This is a genomic window from Paracoccus versutus (genome assembly GCF_029909795.1).
Taxonomy (GTDB): domain Bacteria; phylum Pseudomonadota; class Alphaproteobacteria; order Rhodobacterales; family Rhodobacteraceae; genus Paracoccus; species Paracoccus versutus.
In genome coordinates, this window is record NZ_CP038196.1 from 1325213 (window position 1) to 1349462 (window position 24250).

A 24250-nucleotide genomic window follows, 5' to 3' on the forward strand; every position below is an offset into this window, starting at 1 on the left:
TCAGGCTAGGGCGCGGGATCGGGCCGGGGCCGTTCGCCCCGCCCACGCTTCCTGTCCTTGCCGAAGCCGGGGATCGGCAGCCGGCCCAGCAGCAGCGCGGCCAGCGTCGGCAGGCCGAGCGCGAACAGCATCAGCTCGCCCAGATGCTCGAAACCCAGCGAGCGGGCCAGATGCAGCGCCATCACATGCATGAAATAGATCATGGCCGAGATCGGATCCAGCCGGATCGGCGGCTGCGGCATGGCCGTGCCCAGCACCGCCACGAACAGGGCCGGCGCCGCGACGTAAGAGCTGATCGGGATGTCCAGCATCACCTGGTCGCTGCGCCAGGCCTGCACCAGCCAGGCCTCGGCCATCAGCAGCCCGGCCCCGGCGGCGGTGGCGGCCAGCACCAGCCAGCGCGGCGGCAGCCCCGCCATCCCCAGCCGCGCCATGCGCCGGCCGCAGAGATAGCCGATGGCCACGAAGGGAAAGCACATGAAGAGGCCGTTCGAGAATTTCTTGACGCCGATAGGCGCGATCCCCGACAGGGCGACATATTGCAGCACCAGCCCGGTCGCGGCGCAGACCGCCGCGGCCGCCAGCAGGATGCGGTATTCATAGGCCGGCGCCAGCGCGCGGGCGATGCCGCGCAGCAGCAGGATCACCGCCCCGGCGACCAGGATGCCGGCCATGAACCACAGGTGGAAATAGCCCCAGGCCAGGGTCTTGAGCAGCGAGACCAGCCCATGCACCTCGTTCAGCCAGAAGGGCAGATAGACCGCCATCCAGAACAGGTAGAGCGCCGCCACGCGGGCCAGCCATTTGTTGCCCTTGTCGCGCGCCACCGCAGAATAGAGGAAATAGCCCGCCACGATGCAGAAGGCCGGCACCATGACCCGCATCAGCCCGTTGCCGATCATGAACAGCCTGGGCGTCATGTGCGACTGCAGCCAGTAGGTATGGGCAAAGGCAACCAGGACCGCCAATCCCAGCTTGAGATAGTCCAGCGAATGAATACGATGCAACGCGAAAACCCCGGCCCCGTGTGCTGCAATGCTCTGCAACCGCGAGGGCCATCTGACAAGCCTTTTTCCCCTCGCATGCAAGTGTTTTTTCGCTTCACATCCATCTGACGTCGCGCTATAGGCCCGCATTCGGCCATGCACCCTTGGAGGATGGCCGCGAACCGTCAACAAAGGAATACCATCATGGCCAAAGAGATCCCGGATCTGGTGGCCGAGGCACGCGCGGGGACAGGCAAGGGGGCCGCCCGCCAAGCTCGCCGCGAAGGCAAGGTGCCCGGCATCGTTTATGGCGACGGCAAGGAGCCGCAGCCGATCCAAATCGAGTTCAACTCGCTGCTGACCAAGCTGCGCGCCGGTCGCTTCATGTCCACGCTGTGGAACCTGAAGATCGACGGCCAGGACGACGTGCGCGTCGTCTGCCGCGGCGTCCAGCGCGACGTGGTCAAGGACCTGCCGACGCATATCGACTTCATGCGCCTGCACCGCAACACCCGCGTGAACCTGTTCATCCACGTGAACTTCGAAAACCAGGAAGCCGCCCCCGGCCTCAAGCGCGGCGGCACGCTGGTCGTGGTGCGCCCCGAGGTCGAACTGGTCGTGACCGCCTCGGACATCCCCGAGCAGATCACCGTGGACCTGACCGGCAAGCAGATCGGCGACACCATCCACATCAACGACGTGGTGCTGCCCGCCGGCGTGAAGCCGACCATCGACCGCAATTTCGTCATCGCCAATATCGCGGCGCCCTCGGGCCTGCGTTCGGCCGACAACGAGGAAGCCGCCGCTGCCGAAGGCGAGGCCACCGAGGCCTGATCGCAGGCCCAGGCAAGGCGAATCACATCGGGCGGCACCCCTGCGGGCGCCGCCCTTTCTCTTGCCGTCATGGCCCGCGGTTGCTAGGAGATCGCGCCTGACGCGAAGGGGAAAACCATGGAACCGATCCATATCATCGGCGCCGGCCTTGCCGGGTCCGAGGCCGCCTGGCAGATCGCCCGCGCCGGCGTGCCGGTGGTGCTGCACGAGATGCGGCCCCAGGTCGCGACCTTCGCCCACCGCACCGGCGATTGCGCCGAGATGGTCTGCTCGAACAGCTTCCGCTCGGACGACGACCGCATGAACGCCGTGGGCCAGCTGCATTGGGAGATGCGGGCGGCGGGCGGGCTGATCATGGCCATGGCCGACCGCCACCGCCTGCCGGCCGGCGGCGCGCTGGCCGTGGACCGCGACGCCTTCTCGCAGGCGGTGACGCAGGCGCTGCAGGCCGAGCCGCTGGTCAGCTTCCAGCCCGGCGAGATCCGCAGCCTGCCCTCCGAGGGGCGCTGGATCGTCGCCACCGGCCCGCTGACCTCGGACGCGCTCGGCCGGTCGATCCGCGACCTGACCGGCGAGGGCTCACTTGCCTTCTTCGACGCCATCGCCCCCATCGTCCATGCCGAGAGCATCGACATGTCGATCTGCTGGCGCCAAAGCCGCTACGACAAGGGCGAGACCGAGGAAGAGCGCACCGCCTATATCAACTGCCCGATGACGCGCGCGGATTACGAGGGCTTCATCGACGCCCTGCTGGCGGCCGACAAGACCGAGTTCCACGAGGGAGAAACGGCCGGCTATTTCGACGGCTGCCTGCCGATCGAGGTGATGGCCGAGCGCGGCCGCGAGACCCTGCGCCACGGCCCGATGAAGCCGGTCGGCCTGACCAATGCGCATAACCCGGCGGAAAAGCCCCATGCCGTGGTGCAGCTGCGCCGCGACAATGCGCTGGGAACGCTCTACAATATCGTCGGCTTCCAGACCAAGATGAAATATGGCGCGCAAGTGGATGTTTTTCGGCGTATTCCCGGATTGCAGGACGCGAGTTTCGCCCGTCTGGGCGGCATCCATCGCAACAGTTTCCTGAATTCGCCGCGGCTGATCGACGACCGGCTGCGGCTGCGCGCGCGTCCGAACCTGCGCTTTGCCGGCCAGGTGACGGGGGTCGAGGGCTATGTCGAAAGCGCCGCCATGGGCCTGCTCGCCGGGCGCATGGCCGCGGCCGAGGCGCTGGGGCGCGACCTGCCGCCGCCGCCCGCGACCAGTTCCATGGGCGCGCTGGTCAACCACATCACCGGCGGCGCGGATGCCAGAACCTTCCAGCCGATGAACGTGAATTTCGGCCTCTACCCGCCGCTGGACGCCATGCGCGGCGGCCGCAAGGGGCGCAAGGACCGCTACCCGGCCTATACCGACCGGGCAAAAGCCGATTTTAATGAATGGCTTGCGGGGCAGAGTTGAACCGGACGCGGTTCGCCCCCTCGCCGACCGGCCCCCTGCATCTGGGCCATGCCTTCGCGGCGCTGACCGCCGCGCGGCTGGCCGATCCCGGCCAGTTCCTGCTGCGGATCGAGGACATCGACCAATCCCGCTGCCGCCCGGAATACGAGGCGCTGATCGCGCAGGATCTGCACTGGCTGGGCCTCGACTGGCCGCAGCCGGTCATGCGCCAGTCCGAACGCCTGCCCGCCTATCAGGCGGCGCTCGACCGGCTGGCGGCGCTTGGCCTGACCTATCCCTGCCGCTGCCGCCGCGCCGACATCCGCGCGGCGCTTTCCGCCCCGCAAGAAGGTGCGGCGCCGGCCATCGGCCCGGACGGCCCGGTCTATCCCGGCACCTGCCGCCACTGCCCCATGGCGGATGCCGGGCCGGACGACGCCATCCGCCTGGACGCCGCCCGCGCGTTCCGGCACCTCGGCCTCGACGAGATCGCCTTCCTCGACGAGAATGTCGCCCCCGGCCTGCCGCACCGGCTGTCGGCGCAGGATTTCATCGCCGGCATCGGCGATGTGGTTCTGGCGCGGCGCGGCATGGGCACCAGCTATCACCTTTCGGTGGTGGTGGACGATGCCGCCCAAGGCATCACCCTGGTCACGCGCGGAAAAGATCTTCTGGATTCAACATGGATCCATGTGCTTCTTCAGAAACTGCTGGAGCTTTCGACGCCGCGCTATCACCACCACCGGCTGATCCGAGACGACCAGGGCAAGCGGCTGGCCAAGCGCGACGACGCCCGCGCGCTGAAGCTGTTCCGCGACGAAGGCATCAGCGCCGACGAGATCCGCCGCCGGCTAGGCTTCTGACGGCTCCATGATGACGACCTCCGCCCCCTCGCGGATGGCGGTGTAAAAGCAGCTGCGCCGGTTGGTGTGGCAGGCCGGCCCATGCTGGTCCACCAGCAGCAGCAGGCAGTCGCGGTCGCAATCCACCCGCAACTCCACCAGCTTCTGCACATGGCCCGAACTCTCGCCCTTGACCCAGAAGCCCTGGCGCGAGCGCGACCAATAGGTGACGCGTCCCGTCTCCAGCGTCCGCTGCACGGCCTCGGCATTCATCCAGGCCATCATCAGCACCTCGCCGCTCCGATGATCCTGCGCGATGGCGGGAATCAGGCCCTTCGCGTCATATTTCAGGCTGGCGGGGTCGAACATCGGCTTTCCTTTCGGCTGCACCGTCCCTATCTAGACCGGGCGGCAGCAAGGGAAAAGACCATGTCCGACAGCGACCTGATGCAGCTCTATTCCCGGCGCATCCTGGCGCTGGCCTCGGACATCCCGCATCTGGGCAAGCTTGACCATGCGACAGGCAGCGCCCATCGCCGTTCGCCGCAATGCGGCTCGTCGGTGACGGCACATGTGGCGATGCAGGACGGCCGCATCGCCGATTTCGCGCAAGAGGTGCGGGCCTGCGCCCTGGGCCAGGCCTCGGCCGGGGTGCTGGGCCGCACCGCGCTCGGCCGCACACGGGCCGAGATCGCGCAGGCCCGCGACGAATTGCAGGCCATGCTGAAATCCGGCGGCCCCGCCCCCGCCGCCCCCTTCGAGGAACTCGAGGCGCTGCTGCCCGCCCGCGAATTCCCGAACCGCCACGCCTCGATCCTGCTGGCCTGGGAGGCGCTCCTGGGCGCCATCGACGCCTCGGCCTGACCGGCTTCTTCGTTCCCCAAATACCCCCGCCGGAGGCGCGCCCCGCCCGGCTTCTTCGTTCCCCAAATACTCCCGCCGGAGGCGATAAAAAAAGAAAGCCGGCCCGCAGGGGACCGGCAGTTGCGCGCAGGATCGTCCGGGGAAAGGGACCGGCCCCAGGCGAAGGGCCGTCGATTGCGCGGGGCAGTAGGGATCAGGCTGCCAGGATCGAAGGCAGCGAAAACAGGATGATCGCCGTCACCGAGATCGCGACGGTGCCGAGCAGGTCAGAGAGGGATTCGCGGGTCATGAGGTCTCTCCACGGTTCGTTTATGGTTTGTTCTCATGAGTCGGGAACAAAGTAAAGAACTTTTTAAGAACATCCTGCGAACATCTATCCGGCGGTGATCAGGCGGATGGCGCGGTCCTGTTCCATCAGCCACAGAAGCAGCCGCACCGCCTGGCCGCGCTCGCTCTCCATCGCAGGGTCGCGCTCCAGGAAGCTCTGCGCATCCTTGCGCGCCAGGGCCATCAGCCCGGCCTGGCGTTCCAGGTCGGCGATGCGGAATCGCGGCAGGCCGGATTGCGCCGTGCCGATCACGTCGCCGGCGCCGCGCATGGCCAGGTCTTCCTCGGCGATGCGGAAACCGTCCTCGGTCTCGCGCAGGATCGTCAGCCGCCGCCGCCCGGTTTCCGACAGCGGCTCGTGATACATCAGCAGGCAGCTCGACGCGCCCGAACCGCGCCCGACCCGGCCGCGCAGCTGGTGCAATTGCGCCAGGCCGAAGCTTTCGGCGCGCTCGATCACCATGATCGTCGCCTCGGGCACGTCCACGCCGACCTCGATCACCGTGGTCGCGACCAGGATGCGCGCCCGCCCGGCGGCGAAATCGGCCATGGCGGCATCGCGTTCCTCGGCCGGCATCTGGCCATGCACCATCCGCACCTGCGCGCCGAATCGCGCCCGCAGCTCCTGGAAGCGCGCCTCGGCCGCGGTCAGGTCCACCGCCTCGCTTTCCTCGACCAGCGGGCAGACCCAATAGGCCCGCGCCCCACCCTCGAGCGCGCGGGCCAGATGCGCCACCACCTCGGCCATGCGGGCGTCCGAGATCACCGTGGTGCGGATCGGCTGCCGCCCCGCGGGCTTTTCGTCCAGCACCGACAGGTCCATGTCGCCGAATTGCGCCAGCGCCAGCGAACGCGGGATCGGCGTCGCCGTCATCACCAGCATGTCGGGCGGCTGGTGCCCGCCCTTGGCGCCCAGTTCCATGCGCTGGTTGACGCCGAAGCGGTGCTGCTCGTCGACGATGGCCAGCCGCAGGTCGTGGAACTCGACCGATTTCTGGATCACCGCATGGGTGCCGACCAGGATGTCGATGCGGCCCTCGGCCAGGTCGGTCAGGATATTGGCGCGCGCATCGCCCTTGTCGCGGCCGGTCAGCGCCTCGAGCCGGATGCCGGCCAGCCGCGCGAGCGGCTCCAGCGCGCGGAAATGCTGGCGCGCCAGGATCTCGGTCGGGGCCATCAGCACGCCCTGCCCGCCCGCCTCGACCGCGACCAGCAGCGCCAGGAAGGCGACCAGCGTCTTGCCGGCGCCGACATCGCCTTGCAGCAGCCGGTTCATCCGCCGCGGCGCGGCCATATCACCGGCGATCTCCTCGACCGCGCGGGCCTGCGCCCCGGTCGGCGGCCAGGGCAGCCCGGCCAGCACCTTGGCGCGCAGATGGCCGTCGCCCTGCGTGGACAGCCCCGCCTGCCGCCGCCGGTCGCGCCGCAACAGCGCCAGCGTCATCTGATGCGCGAACAGCTCGTCATAGGCCAACCGCGCGCGCACCGGATCGGTCGACGACAGGCCCGCCGGCCCCTGGGGCGCATGGGCGCGGGCCAGCGCCTCGGCCCAGGCCGGCCAGCCCTCGCGCGCCAGGACCGAGGCGTCGATCCACTCGCCCGCCTGCGGCAGCCGCGCCATCGCGGCCCCCACCGCCTTTTGCACCACCCCCTGGGTCAGCCGGCCCGAGAGCGGATAGACCGGCTCGAATTCCGGCGGCGGGGCCACACCCTCGGCGCCGATATGGTCGGGATGCACCATCTGCGCCACGCCGTCGAACAGCTCGACCTTGCCGGACACCAGCCGCCGCGCGCCCAGGGGCAGCTGGCTTTCGATCCAGTCCTTGCGCGGATGGAAGAAGACCAGCAGCAGGTCGGCGCTGCCGTCCGAGCAAAGCACCCGCCAGGGCCGGCCCTTGGCCGTGGGCGGGCTGTGGCGCTGCACGGTGACGGCCACGGTGACGATCTCGGGCGGGCGGGCCTCGACAAGTCGGGCGATCGGGCGGCGGCGGATGCCGGAATGCGGCAGGGTCAGGACCAGGTCGCGCAGCCGCGTCACGCCCATCTGGGCAAAGGATTCGGCCGCGCGCGGGCCGACACCGGGCAGGGTCTCGACGCCCGCGAACAGCGGGAACAGCGCCGGCGGCCGGCCCGTCACCCCTGGGCGATCGCCAGCCATTCGTCCTCGTCGATGACCTTGATGCCAAGCTCGGCCGCCTTCTTCGCCTTCGACCCCGCGCCCGGCCCGGCGATCAGCAGGTCGGTCTTGGCCGAGACCGAGCCCGCGACATGGGCGCCAAGCGCCTCGGCCCGCGCCTTGGCCTCGGCCCGCGTCATCTTTTCCAGCGTGCCGGTAAAGACCAGCGTCTTGCCGGTGATGGCGCTGTCGGTGGCGCGCGCCTCGGGCGGCAGCACGGTCAGATGCGCGACCAGCCGGTCGATCGCCGCCCGCTCGCGCTCATTGGCAAAGGCGTCCGAAAGCGACATGGCCAGCACCGGGCCGATGCCGTCGGCGGCGATCAGCCCGGCCCAGGCATTCGCCGCATCGGCCGGCAGGTCGGCCTGCGCCAAGGCGGCGGCGCGCGCCTCCGCGGGGCGGGCGCGACGGCCCTCGGCCTGCGCGGCCTCGCGTTCGGCCTGGACCGCCTCCTCGGCGGCGCGATGGGCGATGGCGGCCGGGCGCGCGGTGTCGAGCGCCGCCTCCAGCGCCTGCCAGCTGCCGTAATGGCGGGCCAGATCCTGCGCCGCGACCTCGCCGACATGGCGGATCCCGAGCGCGAACAAGAGCCGCGCCAGCGGGATCTCGCGGCGCTTCTGGATGGCCTGGAACAGGCTCGCGGCGCTTTTCTCGCCCCAGCCCTCGCGATTCTTCAGCTGCCGGGGCTGGCCGGGGCCATAGCGGTCCTCCAGGGTAAAGATGTCGGCCGGCTCGGCGATCCAGCCGTCGCGGAACAGCTCCTCGACCAGCTTGGCGCCCAGCCCCTCGATGTCGAAGGCGGCGCGCGAGACGAAATGGCGCAGCTTCTCGACCGCCTGGGCCGGGCAGATCAGCCCGCCGGTGCAGCGGCGGACCGAATCGCCCTCTTCCCGGATCGCGGGCGAGCCGCATTCCGGGCAGGTGGCCGGAAAGGCATAGGGCGCGGCCTCGGGCGGGCGCTTGGCCAGGTCCACGTCCGCGACCTTGGGGATCACGTCGCCGGCGCGATAGACCTCGACCCAGTCGCCGATGCGGATGTCCTTGCCGCCGCGGATCTCGCTGCCGTCGGCGCCGCGGCCGGCGATGTAATCCTCGTTATGCAGGGTGGCGTTCGAGACGACGACCCCGCCCACCGTCACCGGATGCAGCCGCGCCACCGGGCTCAGTGCGCCGGTGCGGCCGACCTGGATGTCGATGGCTTCCAGCCGGGTCCAGGCGCGCTCGGCCGGGAACTTGTGCGCGAGCGCCCATCGCGGCGTGGTCGAGCGCATGCCCAGCCGCGCCTGATAGCCAAGGTCGTTCACCTTGTAGACCACGCCGTCGATGTCATAGCCCAAGGTCGCGCGCATCTGCTCGATCTCGGCCCAGGCGGCCAGCATGTCCTGGACCGAGGCGCAGATCCGGGTCAGCGGATTGGTCTGGAAGCCGAAATCCTGCATCCGCCGCACCGCCTCCATCTGCGTGCGGGCAAAGGGCGCGCTGACCTCGCCCCAGGCATAGGCAAAGAAGCGCAGGGGCCGCGATGCCGTCACCGCAGGGTCGAGCTGGCGCAGCGAGCCCGCCGCCGCATTGCGCGGGTTGGCAAAGACCCGGCCGCTGTCAGACTGGTTCAGCTTTTCGAAATCGACATGCGACATGTAGACCTCGCCGCGGATCTCCAGCACGTCGGGCCAGTCGTCGCCGGCAAGCTGGCCGGGAATGTCGGCGATGGTGCGGGCGTTGGCGGTCACGTTCTCGCCCACCGCCCCGTCGCCGCGGGTCGCGGCCTGGACCAGCCGCCCGCCTTCGTAGCGCAGCGACAGCGACAGCCCGTCGATCTTGGGCTCGGCGGTGATCTCCAGCGCCGCGCCGGGGGCGAGGTTCAGGAATGAGCGCACCCGCTGCACGAAGGCTTCGACATCGCCCTGGGTAAAGCCGTTTTCCAGCGACAGCATCGGCAGGCGATGCGGGATCTTGGCAAAGCGCGTATCGGGCGTGGCGCCGACCTGCTCGGTCGGGCTGCCGGGATGGGCAAGATGGGGAAAGCGCGCCTCGATCTCTTCCAGCCGGCGCTTGCAGGCGTCGTATTCGGCATCGCTGATGAAGGGCGCATCTTCCTGGTAATAGGCCAGGTTCGCCCGCGCCACCTCGTCGCTCAGCCGGGCGTGCTCGGCCTCGGCGGCCTCGGCGTCCAGGCTGGAGACGGGCGGCAGGGCCGCAGCCGGCGCTGCCGGCTCCCCCGCCGGAACCGCCCGATCCTCGTCATCTCCGGCCATCTGCCCTCCGCCTTCTGTCGGCCTTGCGGGCCGTGATCTGCGCAGCAGGTGATACCGGGGCGAAGGCCGGGTTGTCCAGCGCCCGGCCCCACGGTCTTCCGCGACCCCGAAGCCCCGCCGGGCTCAGGCGCGCAGGGCCATGCGTTCGGGGTTCTGCGTCTCGGAGGCCGGGTCGCGCAGGACATAGCCCCTGCCCCAGACCGTCTCGATATGGCTTTCGCCGTTCATCGCCGCCGCCAGCTTCTTGCGCAGCTTGCAGACGAAGACGTCGATGATCTTCAGCTCGGGCTCGTCCATGCCGCCGTAAAGATGGTTCAGGAACGTATGGAAAGACCAACGGAATCAATGCCGATGGCTGAAATATCGGGCAGGACAAACCGGGACCGAATCGGGAATCTTGAAACGCCCCACCACAGAGGAATGACGCCATGAGCCACCCCCGCGACCAGAAGGAGAGGACATGAGCGAGGAACTAAAACCGTGCCCGTTCTGCGGGGCAGAGGCATGGTTGAATGATTACGAGGCCAAGTTCGGTGACATGACCGTTCAGAGCCGGTGCCCGCAATGCAAGTTTTGCGGCTGCAATCTCGGGTATTTCCCGACCAAAGCCAAGGCCATCGCCGCTTGGAACCGGCGCTATCAGCCCCCGGAGGACGCGCGATGAGTGACGTGGAGCAAGCTTTCGCGGAACTGGATGATCTGGTGCGGTGCAGATGCCACCCCGCCTACAAGGACAGAGGGCTGCATGACCCCGATTGCAACTGCGATTACGCTGATACTATCTCGACCATCCGCGCCGCCCTATCCGACGAGCGGGCGCATGCTGACGCGCTGGCGGAGGCGTTGGATCGGGCAGCCGGATACGTTGAGGGGCCAATGGCAGATCGCATCGAGCCCATGGTGAGGCAATGTCGCGCCGCCCTCGACCTCCACCGCGCCCGGTGTCAGGGGTGACAGCCCGCCTTGCGCTTATCCAGCAGCACCAGCCCCGTGCGCTTGCTCAGGGGCCCACCGTCGATTAGCAGCGCATCGGCATGGGCGCGCGCCGCCTCGGACGTCCCAGCACAGACCGCGCTATCGCTTTGCGTGGTCGCGCAGGCGGCGGTCAACATCAGCGTCAGAAGCGCTGTCCACGTCATTGCCCGCATGGTCGATCCTTTCCCTTGTCTCACGATAGGCCGCATCCTCTCGCGCCTGTGCGTCCGCCCTGCCCCGCGACCGGCCCCGCAGGAACGCAGCCACGGCGGCGGCGATGGCCCCGAGGATGGTGAGAAGCCACGCGGTCATTTGCCCAACCGCCGCCACACAGCATCAAGCAGGATGGATGATTGCCAATCGGGGATATAGCTCATGTCCGACCCCCCATGCGCTTCGCCACGCGCGAGGCCGCGAAGGTGCCGACGATACCAAGGCCGCTCACCAGCCATTCGGCCAGCCGGTCAATTTCGATGCTGAACACCTGCCCTGTCGGATCGATGGAGCCGACCCCTGCCCCGGCCAGCCAGCCGAAGAACGCGTAGAGCGCGATGCGGATGTAAAGAAACATGGTCACTTCCCCCCGAACATGGACTTGAAAAGCGCCAGAAGCGCGGCGATGATGCCAGATGACGGCGCCGCAGGCTTGGTGGCGTTCGGCGTCGTCACCTTCGACATGGCGATTGCCGTCTCGCGCACGCTTTCCACGCGGCGCGTCCAGCCCTTGCCGTAGGTCGGCCAGAGCAAGGCCCCGGTCTTGGTATTCTTCGCCACCCGCAGGAACGCCAGCCGCGCGCTGATCGCCCGGTCAATCACGGCCTCGGGGTGCGCCTGCTGCGCCGCTGCGATAGTCTGCGGGCCGATCATCCCGTCAGCCGCCACGCCGAGGGCCGATTGCAGCCACTTCGCCCCGCGCGAGACGCCGCTGTTCACCGCCGCGTCAAAGGCAACCAGATCCAGCCCCGCCGGCAGATCGTCGCCGCGCACGGCATCCCAATAGTTCTGCCGGTAGATGGCGGCCACCTCGGCGTCGGAGATGTTCCGCAACTCGGCCTTGGTGATCGGCCGTCGCTTCCAGGCGCGATAGGTGGCAAAGGTGATGCCCTTCATCGTCGCCCCGCCGGCGTCGCGCGGGTCGTCCGCCCAGCCCCCCTCATGCGCGAGGGTTTCCGCTAAGCAGCGGTCGAAATTGCTTCTCATGTCGTCCTCGCGGGTTGCAGCGCCTTCCAGCGGCGATGGATTTTTTCGCAATGGCTCGGCTCGCCGAAGATCATGTCGAGAGCCACCATGGCCGCCGTTCGCCATGCGGAGGGCCGGGCCTCGTGGATGCGGGCGCAGAGCGGCTTGCCCCGTGGGCCGCAGAGCGCGCGGGACAGGATCACGGACGCGCGCCACCAGCTGGTCATGGCGCGCTCCGTTCAAGCTTGGCCTCGATCTTCCGCACGCTGTCGAGGATCAGCAGCAGCCGCTCATCAGCGCGGCCGGCATTGATTTCCAGGGTTCTGACACGCTCGCTGATCTGCGCGATGTTCGCGGAGTTCTCGCTGATCCGTGTCTCATGGGTGGCGATCTTCTGGTCCTGACCACCGAACCAGAACGCAGCGCCGCCGAACGTGACCATGGGGCTTACGAATGCGAGCGCCGCCGCGATCATGGACCCCTTGGTTATCCTATTGTCGAATTGGGCCATCACACCGGCACCCCCTCAAACCAGGTGTCTGCCGCCGCGCCGGAAATCGTCTTGTCACCCGAGCCGCCAAGGACGACGGCGACGCCGAACGCGTTGGAGCCGTTGGTTCGAACCAGGGCCGTGAGGTCCAGCGTCATGTCCTCAGCCCCGACGGACTGCATGGACGTGCGGCGGTAAACCGATCCGTCACGGAGAAGAAGCAGGCTGTTGTTCGCACCCGCGACGCTGCCGGTGAACCGGACGGAAGCGGTCACGCGATACCGGCCCGGCGGCGGAGTCCACATTCCGGTGGCCACATCGAAGGCCGCCCCGCTGTCAAACTCTTCGCTGGGGAAGCTGATGGCCGTCTGCACCAGTGCGCCGCTGATGGTCTGTGGCGTTCCGCCCTTATGCGCCGAAAACGCCGCCCTCGGTGCCAGGTCCGGGTAATAGAGGCCGCTCGGCCCGCGCCGGAAGGTGACGACCTGGTTGACGTTATCCCCGAAGCCCAGGGCCACCGGCCAGGCGACGACCGGGCTTTGCAAGACGTGGATGCCGGAATCCGTCGCGAAGGTCAGCGCCGCCAGATGGAACACGTTCGCCGCGCCGTCCTTGATGGTCAGCGTGACGGCGCTTCCGGTGCCGCCCACATAGTAAAGCACGCCCTCTTGGGGGTTGATGCTCCGGGCCCCGCTGGCCAGCTGCACGGAATAGGAAAACCCGCGCCCAGGATCGCCGTGCATGAACGCTGCCGCGCGGTAAATCGCAGGGATGGCCGCCGCATCGCTGCGCACCGCGAGGTTTTTCACACCGCCGTGCCGAACGGGATGGGACACATTGATGGCGGTGAAAGCCTCGGGCGAAGACCCCGGCGTCGGCAACTCCCAATAGAATTGCTTTCCAAGCGGAACATTGTCGAGGTCGGCGTGGGCGTCGCAATAGATGCGCCATTTCAGGTCCCTGACGCCTGCGGGGGTCAGGTATGTGTGCGGAACCAGGCTGAACCCCTCAACCATATAGGGCGCGGTCAGGGTCTGGACGTAATCGAAGCCGCCGTCGATTGCGTCGCCGTCGAAGACCAGGCAGGTCTTGGCCTTCTCGTCCTTGGTGACGAACCACCATCCGGGCTCGGTCAGCTTCCATTCCGCCGCCGCGTCCAACTGACCGCCGATCACCGCTTGGTTTTCGAACAGATCCTGCCCAACGGCGTTGCTCTGCCCGGCGATGATGATCGCGCGGCGCTGCGGCACAGGTCCAGAGCCGGTCGAACCGCGCGCCGAGGCGAAGGCGCTGAAATAGCGATGCCCCAGCGTCCGATAGCTGGCTGCATTGAAATGCAGGCTGTCGCCTTTATCAGTCAGGCCGGCCGATGACACGACATGGGCGTTGGGCGTGGCCGCGGCGACCGCAGCAATGACGGCGTTGATGTCGGTCGTCCCCGCCGGGACGAACGTCCCCATCTCGCCGAGAAGCAGCGGAACCCCGGACAGGGCGGGAATATCGCCCCGCGCACGCACGAAGAAGTCGGCCAGCTGGCTCTGATAGTTGGAATTGTTACGGTCGTCCTCGCCCTGCTGCCAGATCATGGCCTCCAGGACCACATCCGGGTTGGCCGCGAGGAACGTGTTAACGCGCGAAACGAAGTTGATATACGTGGACCCGCCCGCGATCCAGTTGCCACCGCTGAAACTGGTCGCGCCAGCAGCGGCGGGGATGATGATCAGATCGTCGGCCGGGAATGCCGCCCGGAAATCCTGCGAGAACGTGATATCCAGCCCCATCATTCCCGACTGCCCGTTGATATGGCGCAGCGGGACCGACGGCGGCGCGGCAATCTCGCCGACCGCCTGATAGGTGCCCTTGGGATGCACATCGCCCAGCGGCACATATTCCAGCGCCGAGAACTCCATGGTGTCGGGGCTGACGAGCCGCGAGCGGAAAATGCGCTTCGACTGGATGGTGCTGCCGTAATCGTCCACCACGTCATTGCCGTAGCGGATCGTCGGGAACGCATAGAGGTCGTCGCCATCGACCACCAGTTCGGGAGCCCAGACGAAGCTGGCCGGGACGATCCCTCCGGGGAACGGAACCGTGGCGCTGATGTTCGGCACCGGGCCGAATTTGACCTCGAACCGACGCCAATTCATCAGGTCGCGCGACCGGAATATTACCGCGTCATGCGACCCTTCGGCATAGTTCGTCACCGACATCCAGAACTCGCCACGGAAGAACACCAGCGACGGATCGCGCGACAGGACGTTCCGGTTCGTGTTGCCGACGCGAACGAAGCTGTCGTTCAGACGAGACCAGGTTTTGCCGTCGGGCGAGGTATAGAAATAGATCGTGTTGTCGCCATCGTCGGCAAACCATGCGGCGACATAGGCGTTGATCGGCTCGTCCAGCACTACACCGTCCACGCCGAGGTCGGCCATAGCGGAACGCCAGCCGATGGCGTTGGAGTCGATGATGTATGGCTGGCCCCCGGCCAGGACGGTCATGCCATCCTGCAGGCTCGGCAGGGCGGAAACCAAGGCGGCCCGAGAAGGATAGGTGCGCAAAGCGACGGCGACGGCCGCCACTGCATCGTTAGCAGCCTGAGACGCATCTTGCGCGGCCTGCGATGCCTCCCCGGCAGCCTGAGACGCATCTTGCGCGGCCTGCTGCGCTTGCTCTGCCGCCTCCTGAACGTCATCGTATTCCTCAAGAACCTCGATGACCCGATGAGTCAGGTAGCGGCTATCGTCATTGACGACGATCACCCTGTTAATGGCGCTCATGCGTGGACCTCATAGACAGCGACCGGGAAAACCCAGGTGACGGTTTGTTCGGGAATGGGGGAGGTGATGACGATCTGCCCGGTGGCGTCGATGCGCCGGGGGCTGCGCAAGGTCTGGCCTATGGATTCAGGAACCGTGACGGTGACATAGCCGTCAGCATCCAGCACAAGGGGAGCCTGCCAGATGACCGATCCGCAGCGCAGGATCATGATTTCGCCGGAATATCCGACGCCCTCAAGGGTCTGCGTGAAGTCAACCGGGGTTTGAGCCTCAAGGTAGCGCCACGACTGCACGGTGTCGCGGTCGGGCCAGATGTTCAGCGGGGGGATTTGGACCGGGGCGCGCATCAGCGAAGCTCCGACCAGGATTCGATATGGGCGGCGTTGCGGCATCGATACCGATGGCCCGGCGGCACGTCGAAACATTGAAACTGCAAGCTGGTCGAGGTAGGCTGTCCGACGCGGACCCAGCCCGTCGATCCATTAACCGAAACCTCGGTAATGCCATCATACGAACAGATTGACACCTGGATCGTGGTGCCGGTGGTGTTCTGGTAAATGGTGCCGATGGACCGCTGGGAGGTGACGCTTCGCCAAGTCCTGCCGTCTGCGTTCAAGGCGGCCGCCAGCGCAGCGGGTGAAATCGCTGCCGGCGTTGTGGACGTGCCGGTGATCCATACCGAGTTTTCCACAGTGTCGGCGCTGGACAGGATGAACGCCCACGCGCCCCAGGTGGTCGATAGCGCCCGAATGTGCTGCTTTCGCGCACCGTTTGGCGTGAGGATCATGATTGCCGATGTCGAGTTGGCCCGCCAGACCCTCACCGTCCCGCCGTTGCTGGCCGTCACACCGCTGGGGAAGGTTCCGGCCGTTTCCCCGCTGAAACGATAGATGCCAGAGGCGATATTGACCGCGTCGATATCGGAAAGCAGCGGCGCATTCCCGGTCACGCCAAGACCGTAGTCAAGAAGCGGCTGGATCATGTTTTCCTGAACGCGCTCGATAGCATCCTGGACATTGGTTTCTGGAATGTTCTCGGTCGGGGAAAACTGGATCGCCGAAGCGCCGGTCAATCCGGTGCTGACCACCCGGACCGGGTCCATGGGGTATCCCGCCAGCATGACGCCCTCGGCGGTCGTGACCTCCACTTTCACGTCGCCGTCGCCTGTGTCGTAGACGGGCGGGAATACCCCTGCCCCGTCAGCGGCCAGGGGCGAGGGATGCGGCAACGTGCATTCCGGGTCGCTGTAGACGATCCGAGGGCGCGAGGTGCCGCTGTCATAGAACAGGGCCAGCGCGCCGGGGAGGGCGAAGCTGTTCAGGTCAACGGCACGGTTGGGGTTGAAGCTGATGAGAGTAGCCATGGGCGCTCCATGCAAAAAGCCCGCTCGAAAGCGGGCCGGATCGTGGTAACGGTGGTGTGAGATTCGCTAGGAGGTTGATATGCGAGCGATTGTTCTGGCTCTGGTGATGGCGGTCGCAGGATGCGCGTCCAGCATCATGCAATCCTATGTCGGCAAGGACATTACAGAGGCAGCGATGGACTACGGGCCGCCGGCCGGCGTGATGGATCTTCCTGACGGTCGCCGCGCGTTCATGTGGCGGATGACGCAGGGCACCGTCATGCCGCAGACGACGAACTACAGCGCCGTTCAGTCCGGGAATTGGGTGACCGGGACCGCGACGACCTACGGCGGCGGTGTGTCAACTTGGCAATGCACCTACACCCTGATCGGGCAGAGGAACCCGAAGGGCAGCTACACTGTGGTGGATTTCCGCAAGCCTAGCCTGTCTTGCGAGTGATTGCGGCATCCCCCGGCCCGGTGTAGGATCGGGGGATGCTAGTCTATGCGTTTTCTGGCGCTATCGCCGCCAACATGATCACCGCCATGTTTTTCTATGGCCTATGGCGGCTTCGGAAAAAAGAGAGTGACGGCCCGGCGATCATCCTGATCCTGTTCTGCTGCTTTATGGTTGGCGCAGCCGGTTTCGCACTTCGGGAACTATCGCAGGAACAGAACCCAGCCCAAACGCATTCAGCGCGTTAGTGACGCCTCGCCCTGCCCCCGGCAGGATCGGAAAGGCCGTGCGCGCCGCTTCCAATGCGTTCAGCGTTGCCAGTGCGTTCGGTCGGGTCAGAACGTCCGCAAGCTCGTTGCGCACACCGCTCTTGGCGCGCTGGATTTGCGCAGGGGTTGACCCGGTAACGCGTTGCCAGATGCCCTTGGCGGTGTTCACCGGCTCGCCGCGCGCGATTGCTCCTGGCTCTAGGCTGTCGTCCAGCATCTGCCCGAACTGCTGACGCCCGAAGGTGCGGCTGTTCGTCGCCACGCGGGCTCGCAGCCCGAGCGCCTGCGCCGTATCGTCCAAAGCCTGCCTGACTGCCGGCCACTCATCGCCCAACAGCATTTCCAGCTTGGCTCGCGCGGAAGGCGACGACATGTCCGTCATGGCTTTGTAAGCCTGCCGTGCGTCAATGTTCGGGTCGGTGGCAATGGCCCGGACATTGGCAATAGTATCGTCAATCTGCTGGCGCACACCTTGCTTGACGGCCGCGCGCTCGGCTCCTGTGGCACCCTTGAGAAAGTCCGCGACTTCCTCGCGCGTCGTGCCGGGCCGCATCATCTGCGCGCCAAACTTGACGCCCTGCACCTGCCCAATCGCGTCCGCTGCCGTGTCCAGCGCCGTCCGGTATTCGGGAACGGCATCTGCAACCGTGTCGCGGATCGTGCGCGCGAGACCCTGATAGGCTCGGCCCATGGGAGTTTGCCCACCGAGCGCGCCTTGCCCTTCGCCCGAGGCCGCAGCCTGATCCAGCGCGCGCTTGATGTAGTCCCATTGGCGAACATCGGGCATCTGGCGGAACGTGACCGATCCGTCATCGGCAATGCTGGCGAGGATCTGGCGCGAAGAATCGCCGTCCAGTTGCATCAGTCGGTTGGCGTCCTGAATGGCTTTGCCCGGCACGCGCCGCAACAGCCCCTCAAGCCGCATCCCTGCCTCACCCGCATAGTCGATGGGCTTGGAATAGGCGGCGTCGTAGGCTGCGCTGCGGGCGCCCGCGGTGCCCTGCCGGATAGCCCCCTGCGCGGCGTTGATACCCTGCGGAGCGCCCATCGTGCGATCCAGTTCCCCGACAAGCCGCTGACCTGCCGCCGTTGCCCGGTCATCAATCCGACCCAGCGCCGTGCGTGCGCCCTCGCCGGGCGACTGAATGACCGCATCCAGCGCGCCTTGCGTGGACGGGCCGGCGTCGGCAAGCATCGCATCGGGGCGTCTCAGAGCATTCCGCATCCGGGCGGCGTCGTCCATTTCCAGCGTGTCGGACAGCAGGCGGCCAGCGCGGCGGCTGATACCGAGGTCGTCGGCAACCTGTCCGATACCGCGATATTCCGCCAGAGCGTTGCGGCCCGTGCGATAGAGCGCGCCAGCGCCTTGGGCGATTGCCGGAATGGCCCCACCAATGGCGCCCCCAAAGAGCATCCCGCCCAAGGCGTTGTTGAGACGGTTGACCGCGCCGCCCTCGCCCTCCATGAAGCCCTGCGCGCCCCCCAGAACCGCTCCGGTTCCAGCCCCTGCGCCGATCTGCGCAACAGGCGAGCCGCCAGCGGGGAAATACCGCATGGCAAGTTGAGCGGCTGGCGACGTGACGGCCCCGGCTACCCCGGCGGCGGTGGTGGCGATGGGATATTCCGCCGCCTGCGCTTCCGAACGCTGCCGCGATGCCTGCCGCGCTTCGCTGAACGACTGATCCGTCATCGCCGCATCAGCAACGCCCTCAATCTCATCCAGAGACCCGAGGGTGAACATGTTCGTAAACGCGCGGTTGAAAGCGTTGAGCGGCTCGCCAATAGTGCGCAATCCACCTGCAACCATGGCGTCGGCTTCCGGCGAAATCCCCAGCGCATTATAATCGCCCCTGACGACCTTTTCCGGCTCTTGACCATCGCGCAGGATGAACTCTCGCGCATTGCCGGAAATCCCCGTTGCCATGCGGTCGAATGCCAGTTGCCCGCCGATAGCCGACACGGGCAGTCCGGCTGCTTTGCGCTCGGACCGGGACATGCGCTGCCAATCCTCGAACGTCACGCGCCGATCCGGCTCAGGCAGGGCTTGGGACCCGCCCGCTTGGGGATACATCATCGATCCCATGCGGGGCTGCGCATCGCGGCCGCCATAGCTGTATTCGACGGGGTCGATGCGCCGCTGCTGGTCTTCCGGGGGCGGCATGATGACACCGCCGACGATCTGGGGCTGATCGGGGGATTGCCGTGATGCAACTTCTTCCTCATCCACCGCCGGCGCGCTCATCCACTTGGGTTGTGCATCCTCAACGATAGGGGCGTCTTGCCATCCCATCAGGGCTTCCTCCGCATCACGCCATTGGGGTCGCGAAACGTCGCGCCTGATGGAAGCGCATCATAATCCGCATCGCTTGAAATCGTCGGAACGCCGCCATCTTGCCCGCCGCCCTTGGCTTGGTCGCGCGACTGTTCAAAGATCGCATCCCCGACCTTAGGGCCGTGGATGATGCGCAGCAACGTCCGCTCGTAATTGTCCAACTGCTTGCCGAACCGTTCCGGGCCGGACTTGGGATCGAGAGCGCCAGCGGCGGCGGCCAGCATTGCGCCCTCCTTCTCGGTCACACTGCCCAGAGCGCCGCCGGTAGGAGATGCTGCCCGCATCGCGCCCAAAGTCTCGATAGTAGCAATGGACTTCATGACGCTGATCTGCCGGTTCACTTCGGCAGCATCGGATTCGGGCAGATATGCCAGCCCCGCCCCCAAGGTGCCGGTTGACGTGCGACCAATCAGGTTTCGCGCTTCGTTGGCTGCGGTCATCACCGTATCGGTGGAAACAGCTTTCGCACCGCCACCTTGCGCAGCCTTGCTGGCGGCCTGCTGCGCCTCAAGGGCGGCTGGCGATCCGGGGATGGCCGATGCGGTCGGAAGCCCGGTTTGCGGATCGATGACAGGTTGCCCGGTGTTGGGGTCCATCACATAGCCGTAGTCGGTGCTGAGCTTACCAAGGCCGGGCGCCCCACCGCCCATGTCCACCTTGACGGTCGCGCCTTCGCCGCGCAGAGGGGTCCCCTCGGGCAGTAGGCCGCGTTGAATATCAGCATAGACCTTTCCGGGATTGGAAAGCGGCGCCGGGTTCTGGCCCTTGAGGATAGCGGCCATGTCCATGTAGCGGTTTGCTAGCGCCTGCCGGTTCTCGAACTGACCGACCAGATCGGGGGCGCCGACCGATTGCACCAGCGCATCCCATTCTTGCGGCGACCGTGCGGCAAGGCCGACCTTCACGGCGTCCTCGATCTGCTTGGCCTGCGCCTCGCGCTCCGCTGCGGAAAGCTGCGCGGCGTGCTGCTGGATCTTCATCTGCCATTCCTGATCGCCGCGGGCGTCCAGCTTGGCGGCACGCTGATCCTGCCGGGCATCGCGACCACGCTGATACTGCCGCTCGTCCTCACGCCATGCGCGATCCTGCTGGCGGCCCATCATGTCGAAGGCGGCGGTCGGGTCCAGCCGTGCATACTGCGCCAGCGCGTTCTGGTCGCCCTGCATCAGCGCCTCGGCATTGTCGCCAAGGAACCCGCGCAGTGCGTTCTGTTGCCGCTGCTGGTTGACCTGCTGCGCAAGGGCGTTGCCTTGTTGCATGGCCCCGAGGATATCGGCCTGCTGGCCGGAAAGGATGATCGAGGGATTCAGGGCCATCAGCGGAACCTCGTGGAAAGCGGAGAGATGGAGAATTGCGGGGCCGCAAGGGCATTGTTCACGGGCGCCTGAAAAGCCGAGGCGTCAAGGAACGTGCCGATCTGCGGAAGGGCCGGCGCATAGCGTTCGGGTTTCGGCGGCTGGCCGAACGCATTGAGCGCATTGCCCTGCGCGTCCCTGCCCTCGCTGGCGGGGATGTAAAGCTGACCGGCATTCTCCGGGTTGAAGGTGACACCAGCGAGATAGTTGCGCTCCCTGCGCGCCCTGTGGCTTTCGGCCGGTCGCAGGAAGTCGTTGACGATGGCCGCCGCCGCTTCCTCGGGGGTCTGAGCGGCGCTGATCCGGCTCCACGCACGGCTTTCCGGCCCCTGCAACTCGGTCAGCAGGTAATCCATCTGCACGTCTGGGTCGGACACGCTGGCCCCGCGATCCGCAGCGAACGCCTCAAGCGCCCGGCGGCGCGGTCCGGTCCACTGCATCAGGCCATAACCGCCGCGCGAGCCAGGAACGATAGGGGCGGCTTCGTTGATACCGGGGTTCAGTCCGCTTTCGTCCCGCGCATTCACCACGAAGGCTTGGGCGATATGCGATGGCACGCCGCGCTCTACCAAGCCGGCATAGAAAACCTCGGGGGAAAGCGCGTTCATCACGTCCACCCGGCCGGTTTCAGCCCGTTGTTCAGGTTGTTCTGGTAGTTCCACAGCCCGATGCCGGTTTGCAGACCGCCTTGCAGGGCATTGCCGATACCGATCGCACCGGCAGACTGAGCATTGCCCTTTTGGGCCAGCGAGTTGCTGCCCATCTGCGCAAGAGCATTGTTGGCCCCGGCCTGCCCGGATGCAGCACTGGCGCCCATGTCCGTCAGCCCGGCGAGGCGGTTCAGATAGTTGCCGTATTCCTCGCTCGCGATGTTCTGGTTGTAATCGGCCAGCGCCTTGAGCGTGGCACCGCTGTTCAGGCCACCGCGGGCACCGGCAAGCGCGTTGATGCTTTCATTGCCGGATTGCAGGCGAAACTCATAGCCGGGCGTTGCCGTAAAGCCTCCATAGGCGCTGCCCCCGGTCGGATTGGCGCGCGCCCATGCCTGTGCATCTTCCAGCGTGTTGAAGGTCTGCCCCCCGACACGGTATTGCGTCCCCCCACTCGTTCCGCCGCCATATGTTTCGCCGCCATAGCCGCGATATAAGGCATTGAGCAATCCAAGTTCGCCGGTATCGCCGCCATATACGGCCTTGAGCAATCCAAGAATGCTGCCACCCCCGTCAGCGGGCGTCGTGACGGTTTCGATCTGCGGCGCGGTCCCGCCCACGGTCGGCGCGGCCCCCAGCCCCATCTCATACATCAACGCTTGCAGGGCCGTGGAGCCAGCATCGCGATATCCGCCCAGATCCTCGCGAGTTTGGTCATACATCTCGCGTTGGAGTTGCATCTGTTGTTCGGCAGCGCGGCTTTGCGCCTTCGCGGCTTTGGACGCGGAAGATGCGCCGATCAAGGCAGAGCCTACACCGGCAATCGCAGCGACGGGCATGTCACAATCTCCATGCTTGGACAACGACGCTCTCTGGCGTCGGTAGCGTTCCGATAACCTCGAACCCGAGGCGCTTGTTCATCGCCAGCACGGCGCGGTTTTTGGCGAGCGATTGCGCGACGATCAGGTCAGGCGCGTAGTAGTGCCAGACGGCTTCCAAAATGGCGCGGGCGTGCGGGACGGTGCTGCCCCAGCCTTCTGGCTTCACGCCGCAATGCACGTCCAGAACGCGAGGCCACGAAAAATCCCGGAACACGCCGCAGACCGGCCCATCGGCCCAATACGCCACGCCATCTTCCGGCAGATCGTCGGGGTTGAAGCCTTTCCGCTGCGACGGATGCACGAAGAATTCGCGCGCCTCGTCCACGGTGATTTGCCGGGTCACGGTTCCAGCGCCGCCACGCGCTCAGCCAGCTTGTTCACCTCGCGAACAAGCTGCTGAATGATCATCACCAGTTCCGCGCTCGGCATGTCGCCTTTCTGCGTCACGGGCTGGCCGATCAGGAGGGGTTTGACCGTCATGTCACGATCCTCGCTTGCGTGGACAGGCAAATGTCGCGCGGCTCGGTCCAGCGCAGCTTGGCATTGATCGCCCGCGCCTGCCCCAGATTGCGCCACAGAACCCGGCGGCCATACTCACCCTGCCCGCCGATGGGTTTCGGCTTCGGCGGGGTCCACGTTGACCCGCCGTCGCGCGAGATGTGCAGGTTCATCGTGCCGGCCGAGAAGCCTTGACGCGGAAACACCTCGAATTCCCGCAGGATCGTCCGCTGGCCGTCCATGCGCAGCGTCCGGGACGTGATTTCACGCACCAGCGGGGTTGAGCCATCGGCATTGGTGCGGCGCAGGATCGAGATTTCACCGTTGTTCCGGCCTACCGCCCATTCCTTGCCGATCTTGCAGGATGCGGCGACGTTCCAAGGCCCGAGATTCACGCCCTCGGCACGCTCGTGCCATTCGTTCATGGAAAGATCGTAGACCCATGCGGGCGAGTCCTTGAAGATGATGGCGCAGAAGGTATGCCCCTCATCCGAATAGGTCAGGCACGCTTGCGGCCGGTCGATCTTGATCGCTGTCTCAACCGGCGGGATCGAAACCGGCTGGAAACCGCCCGACGACACCAAATGCGCCCGGTTGTCCGATCCGACGATGAACGCGCCGCCCTCGAACTGGCAAAGCATGTCGCGGGACAGCAGGCCTATATCCCAGACGCCGCCGGCAACACGGGCCATGGCATCGGCTCCGGCCTCGCCCGTGTTATACCAAAGCTCGGTGCTTTCCTGCTTGAACAGGTAAAGCCGGCCATCCATCGCTAGCCCGCGTAGCAGGTTGTCGTCCTTGCCGTCCGCAGTGGAGAAATTCAGCCCCGGCAGGTCGGTAGGATCAGCCAGCGCCGACCACTGGAACCGCCGCCCCCCTGCCTCGGTGATGACCGTGTAGTTGCCGAAGAACTCCACCGAGCCGATATCGGAGAAGGCCCCGGCTGCCGGCTCGGTGATCGTGTCGGCGTCCGGGTCGTAGACGAAATACCGCGTCCCGGCCTGCACACAGACATAGCCGTTATTGCCGCAGAGGGTGGCGCGTCCGGTATCGACCGCACCCAGATCGTTGGCAGACCCGTGCAGATTGATGCGCCACAGGTGGCCGCCGCAAACGGCATAGGTCACGCCATCGACGCGCCCCATGGCGCGCACGAAAACGCCATCAAGCTGCGTGTGGCGATCCATGCCCAGCACGGATTTCAGCACGCGCTCGCCCTCAGTGGTTCGCTCGGCGTAAACATTGACCAAGCGCGCAGGGTTGGCCGATACGTTATCGAGATCACGGCCAGACTGGCCGACCAGTTCGACAAGCATGCCGCCTC

General features: G+C 66.4%; 25 protein-coding genes and 1 pseudogene. 6 read left to right on the top strand and 20 right to left on the bottom strand.

All coding sequences use genetic code 11. The features are described 5' to 3' along the window. Positions 1-5 precede the first annotated feature (5 nt). Entirely contained in the window at positions 6-1007 is a 1002-nt protein-coding gene (locus E3U25_RS06485; protein ID WP_240540431.1) for an acyltransferase family protein, read from the bottom strand. A 183-nt stretch (positions 1008-1190) separates the two neighbouring features. On the opposite strand from E3U25_RS06485, the gene E3U25_RS06490 reads away from it, so the two are divergent. From E3U25_RS06490 to gluQRS, 3 genes are all read left to right on the top strand, one after another. Further along, positions 1191-1820 (top strand): 50S ribosomal protein L25/general stress protein Ctc, encoded by a 630-nt coding sequence (locus tag E3U25_RS06490; protein ID WP_036754782.1) that lies wholly within the window; start codon positions 1191-1193, stop codon positions 1818-1820. 117 nt (positions 1821-1937) lie between these two features. After that, positions 1938-3278 carry a methylenetetrahydrofolate--tRNA-(uracil(54)-C(5))-methyltransferase (FADH(2)-oxidizing) TrmFO gene (gene trmFO, locus E3U25_RS06495; RefSeq protein WP_116220892.1) on the top strand — a complete coding sequence of 447 codons (1341 nt, stop codon included), beginning with the start codon at positions 1938-1940 and terminating at the stop codon, positions 3276-3278. Further along, positions 3257-4120, top strand: coding sequence for a tRNA glutamyl-Q(34) synthetase GluQRS (gene gluQRS, locus E3U25_RS06500; RefSeq protein ID WP_166435395.1), 864 nt, complete (start codon positions 3257-3259; stop codon positions 4118-4120). Before trmFO ends, gluQRS begins: the two co-directional genes overlap by 22 nt. Here gluQRS and hisI read toward each other — a convergent pair. Then, complete coding sequence (hisI, locus tag E3U25_RS06505) at positions 4109-4468, bottom strand: phosphoribosyl-AMP cyclohydrolase (protein WP_072463542.1); 360 nt, start codon at positions 4466-4468, stop codon at positions 4109-4111. The genes gluQRS and hisI overlap by 12 nt on opposite strands. A 60-nt stretch (positions 4469-4528) precedes the next feature. Between hisI and E3U25_RS06510 the strand changes: the two genes are divergently transcribed. After that, complete coding sequence (locus E3U25_RS06510; RefSeq protein WP_116220890.1) at positions 4529-4963, top strand: iron-sulfur cluster assembly scaffold protein; 435 nt, start codon at positions 4529-4531, stop codon at positions 4961-4963. A 373-nt stretch (positions 4964-5336) separates the two neighbouring features. On the opposite strand, the gene recG is transcribed toward E3U25_RS06510, so the two are convergent. From recG to E3U25_RS06525, 3 genes and pseudogenes are all read right to left on the bottom strand, one after another. Beyond that, positions 5337-7448 carry an ATP-dependent DNA helicase RecG gene (gene recG / locus E3U25_RS06515; RefSeq protein WP_116220889.1) on the bottom strand — a complete coding sequence of 704 codons (2112 nt, stop codon included), beginning with the start codon at positions 7446-7448 and terminating at the stop codon, positions 5337-5339. Next, positions 7424-9721, bottom strand: a complete 2298-nt coding sequence (gene ligA, locus E3U25_RS06520; RefSeq protein ID WP_116220888.1) for an NAD-dependent DNA ligase LigA — start codon at positions 9719-9721, stop codon at positions 7424-7426. Before ligA ends, recG begins: the two co-directional genes overlap by 25 nt. Before the next feature lie 123 nt (positions 9722-9844). Further along, a pseudogene (locus E3U25_RS06525) lies at positions 9845-10042 on the bottom strand (winged helix-turn-helix domain-containing protein); the annotation flags it as partial. A gap of 139 nt (positions 10043-10181) precedes the next feature. Here E3U25_RS06525 and E3U25_RS06530 point away from each other — a divergent pair. After that, a complete protein-coding gene (locus tag E3U25_RS06530) occupies positions 10182-10385 on the top strand; it encodes a Lar family restriction alleviation protein (protein ID WP_116220886.1) in 204 nt (67 codons plus the stop codon). A 280-nt stretch (positions 10386-10665) separates the two neighbouring features. Here the strand turns inward: E3U25_RS06530 and E3U25_RS06535 are convergent, their stop codons facing one another. From E3U25_RS06535 to E3U25_RS06570, 8 genes are all read right to left on the bottom strand, one after another. Further along, on the bottom strand, positions 10666-10869 hold the full coding sequence (locus E3U25_RS06535) for a hypothetical protein (protein ID WP_147304469.1): 204 nt from the start codon (positions 10867-10869) through the stop codon (positions 10666-10668). A 200-nt stretch (positions 10870-11069) separates the two neighbouring features. Continuing rightward, positions 11070-11267, bottom strand: a complete 198-nt coding sequence (locus tag E3U25_RS06540) for a hypothetical protein (protein WP_116220883.1) — start codon at positions 11265-11267, stop codon at positions 11070-11072. 2 nt (positions 11268-11269) lie between these two features. Then, positions 11270-11896 (bottom strand): glycoside hydrolase family 108 protein, encoded by a 627-nt coding sequence (locus tag E3U25_RS06545; RefSeq protein WP_116220882.1) that lies wholly within the window; start codon positions 11894-11896, stop codon positions 11270-11272. Next, the gene (locus tag E3U25_RS06550) at positions 11893-12102 is read right to left on the bottom strand and encodes a hypothetical protein (RefSeq protein ID WP_116220881.1); all 210 of its coding nucleotides are present in this window, start codon (positions 12100-12102) and stop codon (positions 11893-11895) included. Before E3U25_RS06550 ends, E3U25_RS06545 begins: the two co-directional genes overlap by 4 nt. Next, positions 12099-12386, bottom strand: a complete 288-nt coding sequence (locus E3U25_RS06555; RefSeq protein ID WP_116220880.1) for a hypothetical protein — start codon at positions 12384-12386, stop codon at positions 12099-12101. Before E3U25_RS06555 ends, E3U25_RS06550 begins: the two co-directional genes overlap by 4 nt. Beyond that, positions 12386-15142: a sialate O-acetylesterase gene (locus tag E3U25_RS06560; protein ID WP_116220879.1), complete on the bottom strand. Its 2757-nt coding sequence runs from the start codon at positions 15140-15142 to the stop codon at positions 12386-12388. The genes E3U25_RS06555 and E3U25_RS06560 overlap by 1 nt, the downstream gene beginning before the upstream one ends. After that, positions 15139-15489 (bottom strand): hypothetical protein, encoded by a 351-nt coding sequence (locus E3U25_RS06565; RefSeq protein ID WP_116220878.1) that lies wholly within the window; start codon positions 15487-15489, stop codon positions 15139-15141. The genes E3U25_RS06560 and E3U25_RS06565 overlap by 4 nt, the downstream gene beginning before the upstream one ends. Continuing rightward, positions 15489-16505, bottom strand: a complete 1017-nt coding sequence (locus tag E3U25_RS06570; protein WP_116220877.1) for a hypothetical protein — start codon at positions 16503-16505, stop codon at positions 15489-15491. Before E3U25_RS06570 ends, E3U25_RS06565 begins: the two co-directional genes overlap by 1 nt. 79 nt (positions 16506-16584) lie before the next feature. On the opposite strand from E3U25_RS06570, the gene E3U25_RS06575 reads away from it, so the two are divergent. Beyond that, positions 16585-16944: a hypothetical protein gene (locus E3U25_RS06575; RefSeq protein ID WP_116220876.1), complete on the top strand. Its 360-nt coding sequence runs from the start codon at positions 16585-16587 to the stop codon at positions 16942-16944. 165 nt (positions 16945-17109) lie between these two features. On the opposite strand, the gene E3U25_RS06580 is transcribed toward E3U25_RS06575, so the two are convergent. From E3U25_RS06580 to E3U25_RS06610, 7 genes are read right to left on the bottom strand one after another with little or no spacing between them, the layout of a single operon-like run. Beyond that, positions 17110-19500, bottom strand: a complete 2391-nt coding sequence (locus tag E3U25_RS06580) for a hypothetical protein (RefSeq protein ID WP_116220875.1) — start codon at positions 19498-19500, stop codon at positions 17110-17112. Further along, positions 19500-20858, bottom strand: coding sequence for a hypothetical protein (locus E3U25_RS06585; RefSeq protein ID WP_116220874.1), 1359 nt, complete (start codon positions 20856-20858; stop codon positions 19500-19502). The genes E3U25_RS06580 and E3U25_RS06585 overlap by 1 nt, the downstream gene beginning before the upstream one ends. Then, entirely contained in the window at positions 20858-21505 is a 648-nt protein-coding gene (locus E3U25_RS06590) for a phage tail tip lysozyme (protein ID WP_116220873.1), read from the bottom strand. Before E3U25_RS06590 ends, E3U25_RS06585 begins: the two co-directional genes overlap by 1 nt. After that, on the bottom strand, positions 21505-22386 hold the full coding sequence (locus tag E3U25_RS06595; protein ID WP_147304466.1) for a hypothetical protein: 882 nt from the start codon (positions 22384-22386) through the stop codon (positions 21505-21507). Before E3U25_RS06595 ends, E3U25_RS06590 begins: the two co-directional genes overlap by 1 nt. Position 22387: 1 nt before the next feature. Beyond that, positions 22388-22771 carry a hypothetical protein gene (locus E3U25_RS06600; protein WP_116220871.1) on the bottom strand — a complete coding sequence of 128 codons (384 nt, stop codon included), beginning with the start codon at positions 22769-22771 and terminating at the stop codon, positions 22388-22390. After that, positions 22768-22908 carry a hypothetical protein gene (locus tag E3U25_RS06605; protein ID WP_166435394.1) on the bottom strand — a complete coding sequence of 47 codons (141 nt, stop codon included), beginning with the start codon at positions 22906-22908 and terminating at the stop codon, positions 22768-22770. The genes E3U25_RS06600 and E3U25_RS06605 overlap by 4 nt, the downstream gene beginning before the upstream one ends. Continuing rightward, positions 22905-24242 carry a hypothetical protein gene (locus E3U25_RS06610; protein WP_116220870.1) on the bottom strand — a complete coding sequence of 446 codons (1338 nt, stop codon included), beginning with the start codon at positions 24240-24242 and terminating at the stop codon, positions 22905-22907. The genes E3U25_RS06605 and E3U25_RS06610 overlap by 4 nt, the downstream gene beginning before the upstream one ends. Positions 24243-24250 lie beyond the last annotated feature (8 nt).

Bases quoted from the DNA above. Each gene is read 5' to 3' on its own strand.
- E3U25_RS06490 (WP_036754782.1), top strand. From the start codon at position 1,191: ATGGCCAAAGAGATCCCGGATCTGGTGGCCGAGGCACGCGCGGGGACA.
- trmFO (WP_116220892.1), top strand. From the start codon at position 1,938: ATGGAACCGATCCATATCATCGGCGCCGGCCTTGCCGGGTCCGAGGCC.
- gluQRS (WP_166435395.1), top strand. From the start codon at position 3,257: ATGGCTTGCGGGGCAGAGTTGAACCGGACGCGGTTCGCCCCCTCGCCG.
- hisI (WP_072463542.1), bottom strand. From the start codon at position 4,468: ATGTTCGACCCCGCCAGCCTGAAATATGACGCGAAGGGCCTGATTCCC.
- E3U25_RS06510 (WP_116220890.1), top strand. From the start codon at position 4,529: ATGTCCGACAGCGACCTGATGCAGCTCTATTCCCGGCGCATCCTGGCG.
- recG (WP_116220889.1), bottom strand. From the start codon at position 7,448: ATGGCTGGCGATCGCCCAGGGGTGACGGGCCGGCCGCCGGCGCTGTTC.
- ligA (WP_116220888.1), bottom strand. From the start codon at position 9,721: ATGGCCGGAGATGACGAGGATCGGGCGGTTCCGGCGGGGGAGCCGGCA.
- E3U25_RS06530 (WP_116220886.1), top strand. From the start codon at position 10,182: ATGAGCGAGGAACTAAAACCGTGCCCGTTCTGCGGGGCAGAGGCATGG.
- E3U25_RS06535 (WP_147304469.1), bottom strand. From the start codon at position 10,869: ATGCGGGCAATGACGTGGACAGCGCTTCTGACGCTGATGTTGACCGCC.
- E3U25_RS06540 (WP_116220883.1), bottom strand. From the start codon at position 11,267: ATGTTTCTTTACATCCGCATCGCGCTCTACGCGTTCTTCGGCTGGCTG.
- E3U25_RS06545 (WP_116220882.1), bottom strand. From the start codon at position 11,896: ATGAGAAGCAATTTCGACCGCTGCTTAGCGGAAACCCTCGCGCATGAG.
- E3U25_RS06550 (WP_116220881.1), bottom strand. From the start codon at position 12,102: ATGACCAGCTGGTGGCGCGCGTCCGTGATCCTGTCCCGCGCGCTCTGC.
- E3U25_RS06555 (WP_116220880.1), bottom strand. From the start codon at position 12,386: ATGGCCCAATTCGACAATAGGATAACCAAGGGGTCCATGATCGCGGCG.
- E3U25_RS06560 (WP_116220879.1), bottom strand. From the start codon at position 15,142: ATGAGCGCCATTAACAGGGTGATCGTCGTCAATGACGATAGCCGCTAC.
- E3U25_RS06565 (WP_116220878.1), bottom strand. From the start codon at position 15,489: ATGCGCGCCCCGGTCCAAATCCCCCCGCTGAACATCTGGCCCGACCGC.
- E3U25_RS06570 (WP_116220877.1), bottom strand. From the start codon at position 16,505: ATGGCTACTCTCATCAGCTTCAACCCCAACCGTGCCGTTGACCTGAAC.
- E3U25_RS06575 (WP_116220876.1), top strand. From the start codon at position 16,585: ATGCGAGCGATTGTTCTGGCTCTGGTGATGGCGGTCGCAGGATGCGCG.
- E3U25_RS06580 (WP_116220875.1), bottom strand. From the start codon at position 19,500: ATGGGATGGCAAGACGCCCCTATCGTTGAGGATGCACAACCCAAGTGG.
- E3U25_RS06585 (WP_116220874.1), bottom strand. From the start codon at position 20,858: ATGGCCCTGAATCCCTCGATCATCCTTTCCGGCCAGCAGGCCGATATC.
- E3U25_RS06590 (WP_116220873.1), bottom strand. From the start codon at position 21,505: ATGAACGCGCTTTCCCCCGAGGTTTTCTATGCCGGCTTGGTAGAGCGC.
- E3U25_RS06595 (WP_147304466.1), bottom strand. From the start codon at position 22,386: ATGCCCGTCGCTGCGATTGCCGGTGTAGGCTCTGCCTTGATCGGCGCA.
- E3U25_RS06605 (WP_166435394.1), bottom strand. From the start codon at position 22,908: ATGACGGTCAAACCCCTCCTGATCGGCCAGCCCGTGACGCAGAAAGGC.
- E3U25_RS06610 (WP_116220870.1), bottom strand. From the start codon at position 24,242: ATGCTTGTCGAACTGGTCGGCCAGTCTGGCCGTGATCTCGATAACGTA.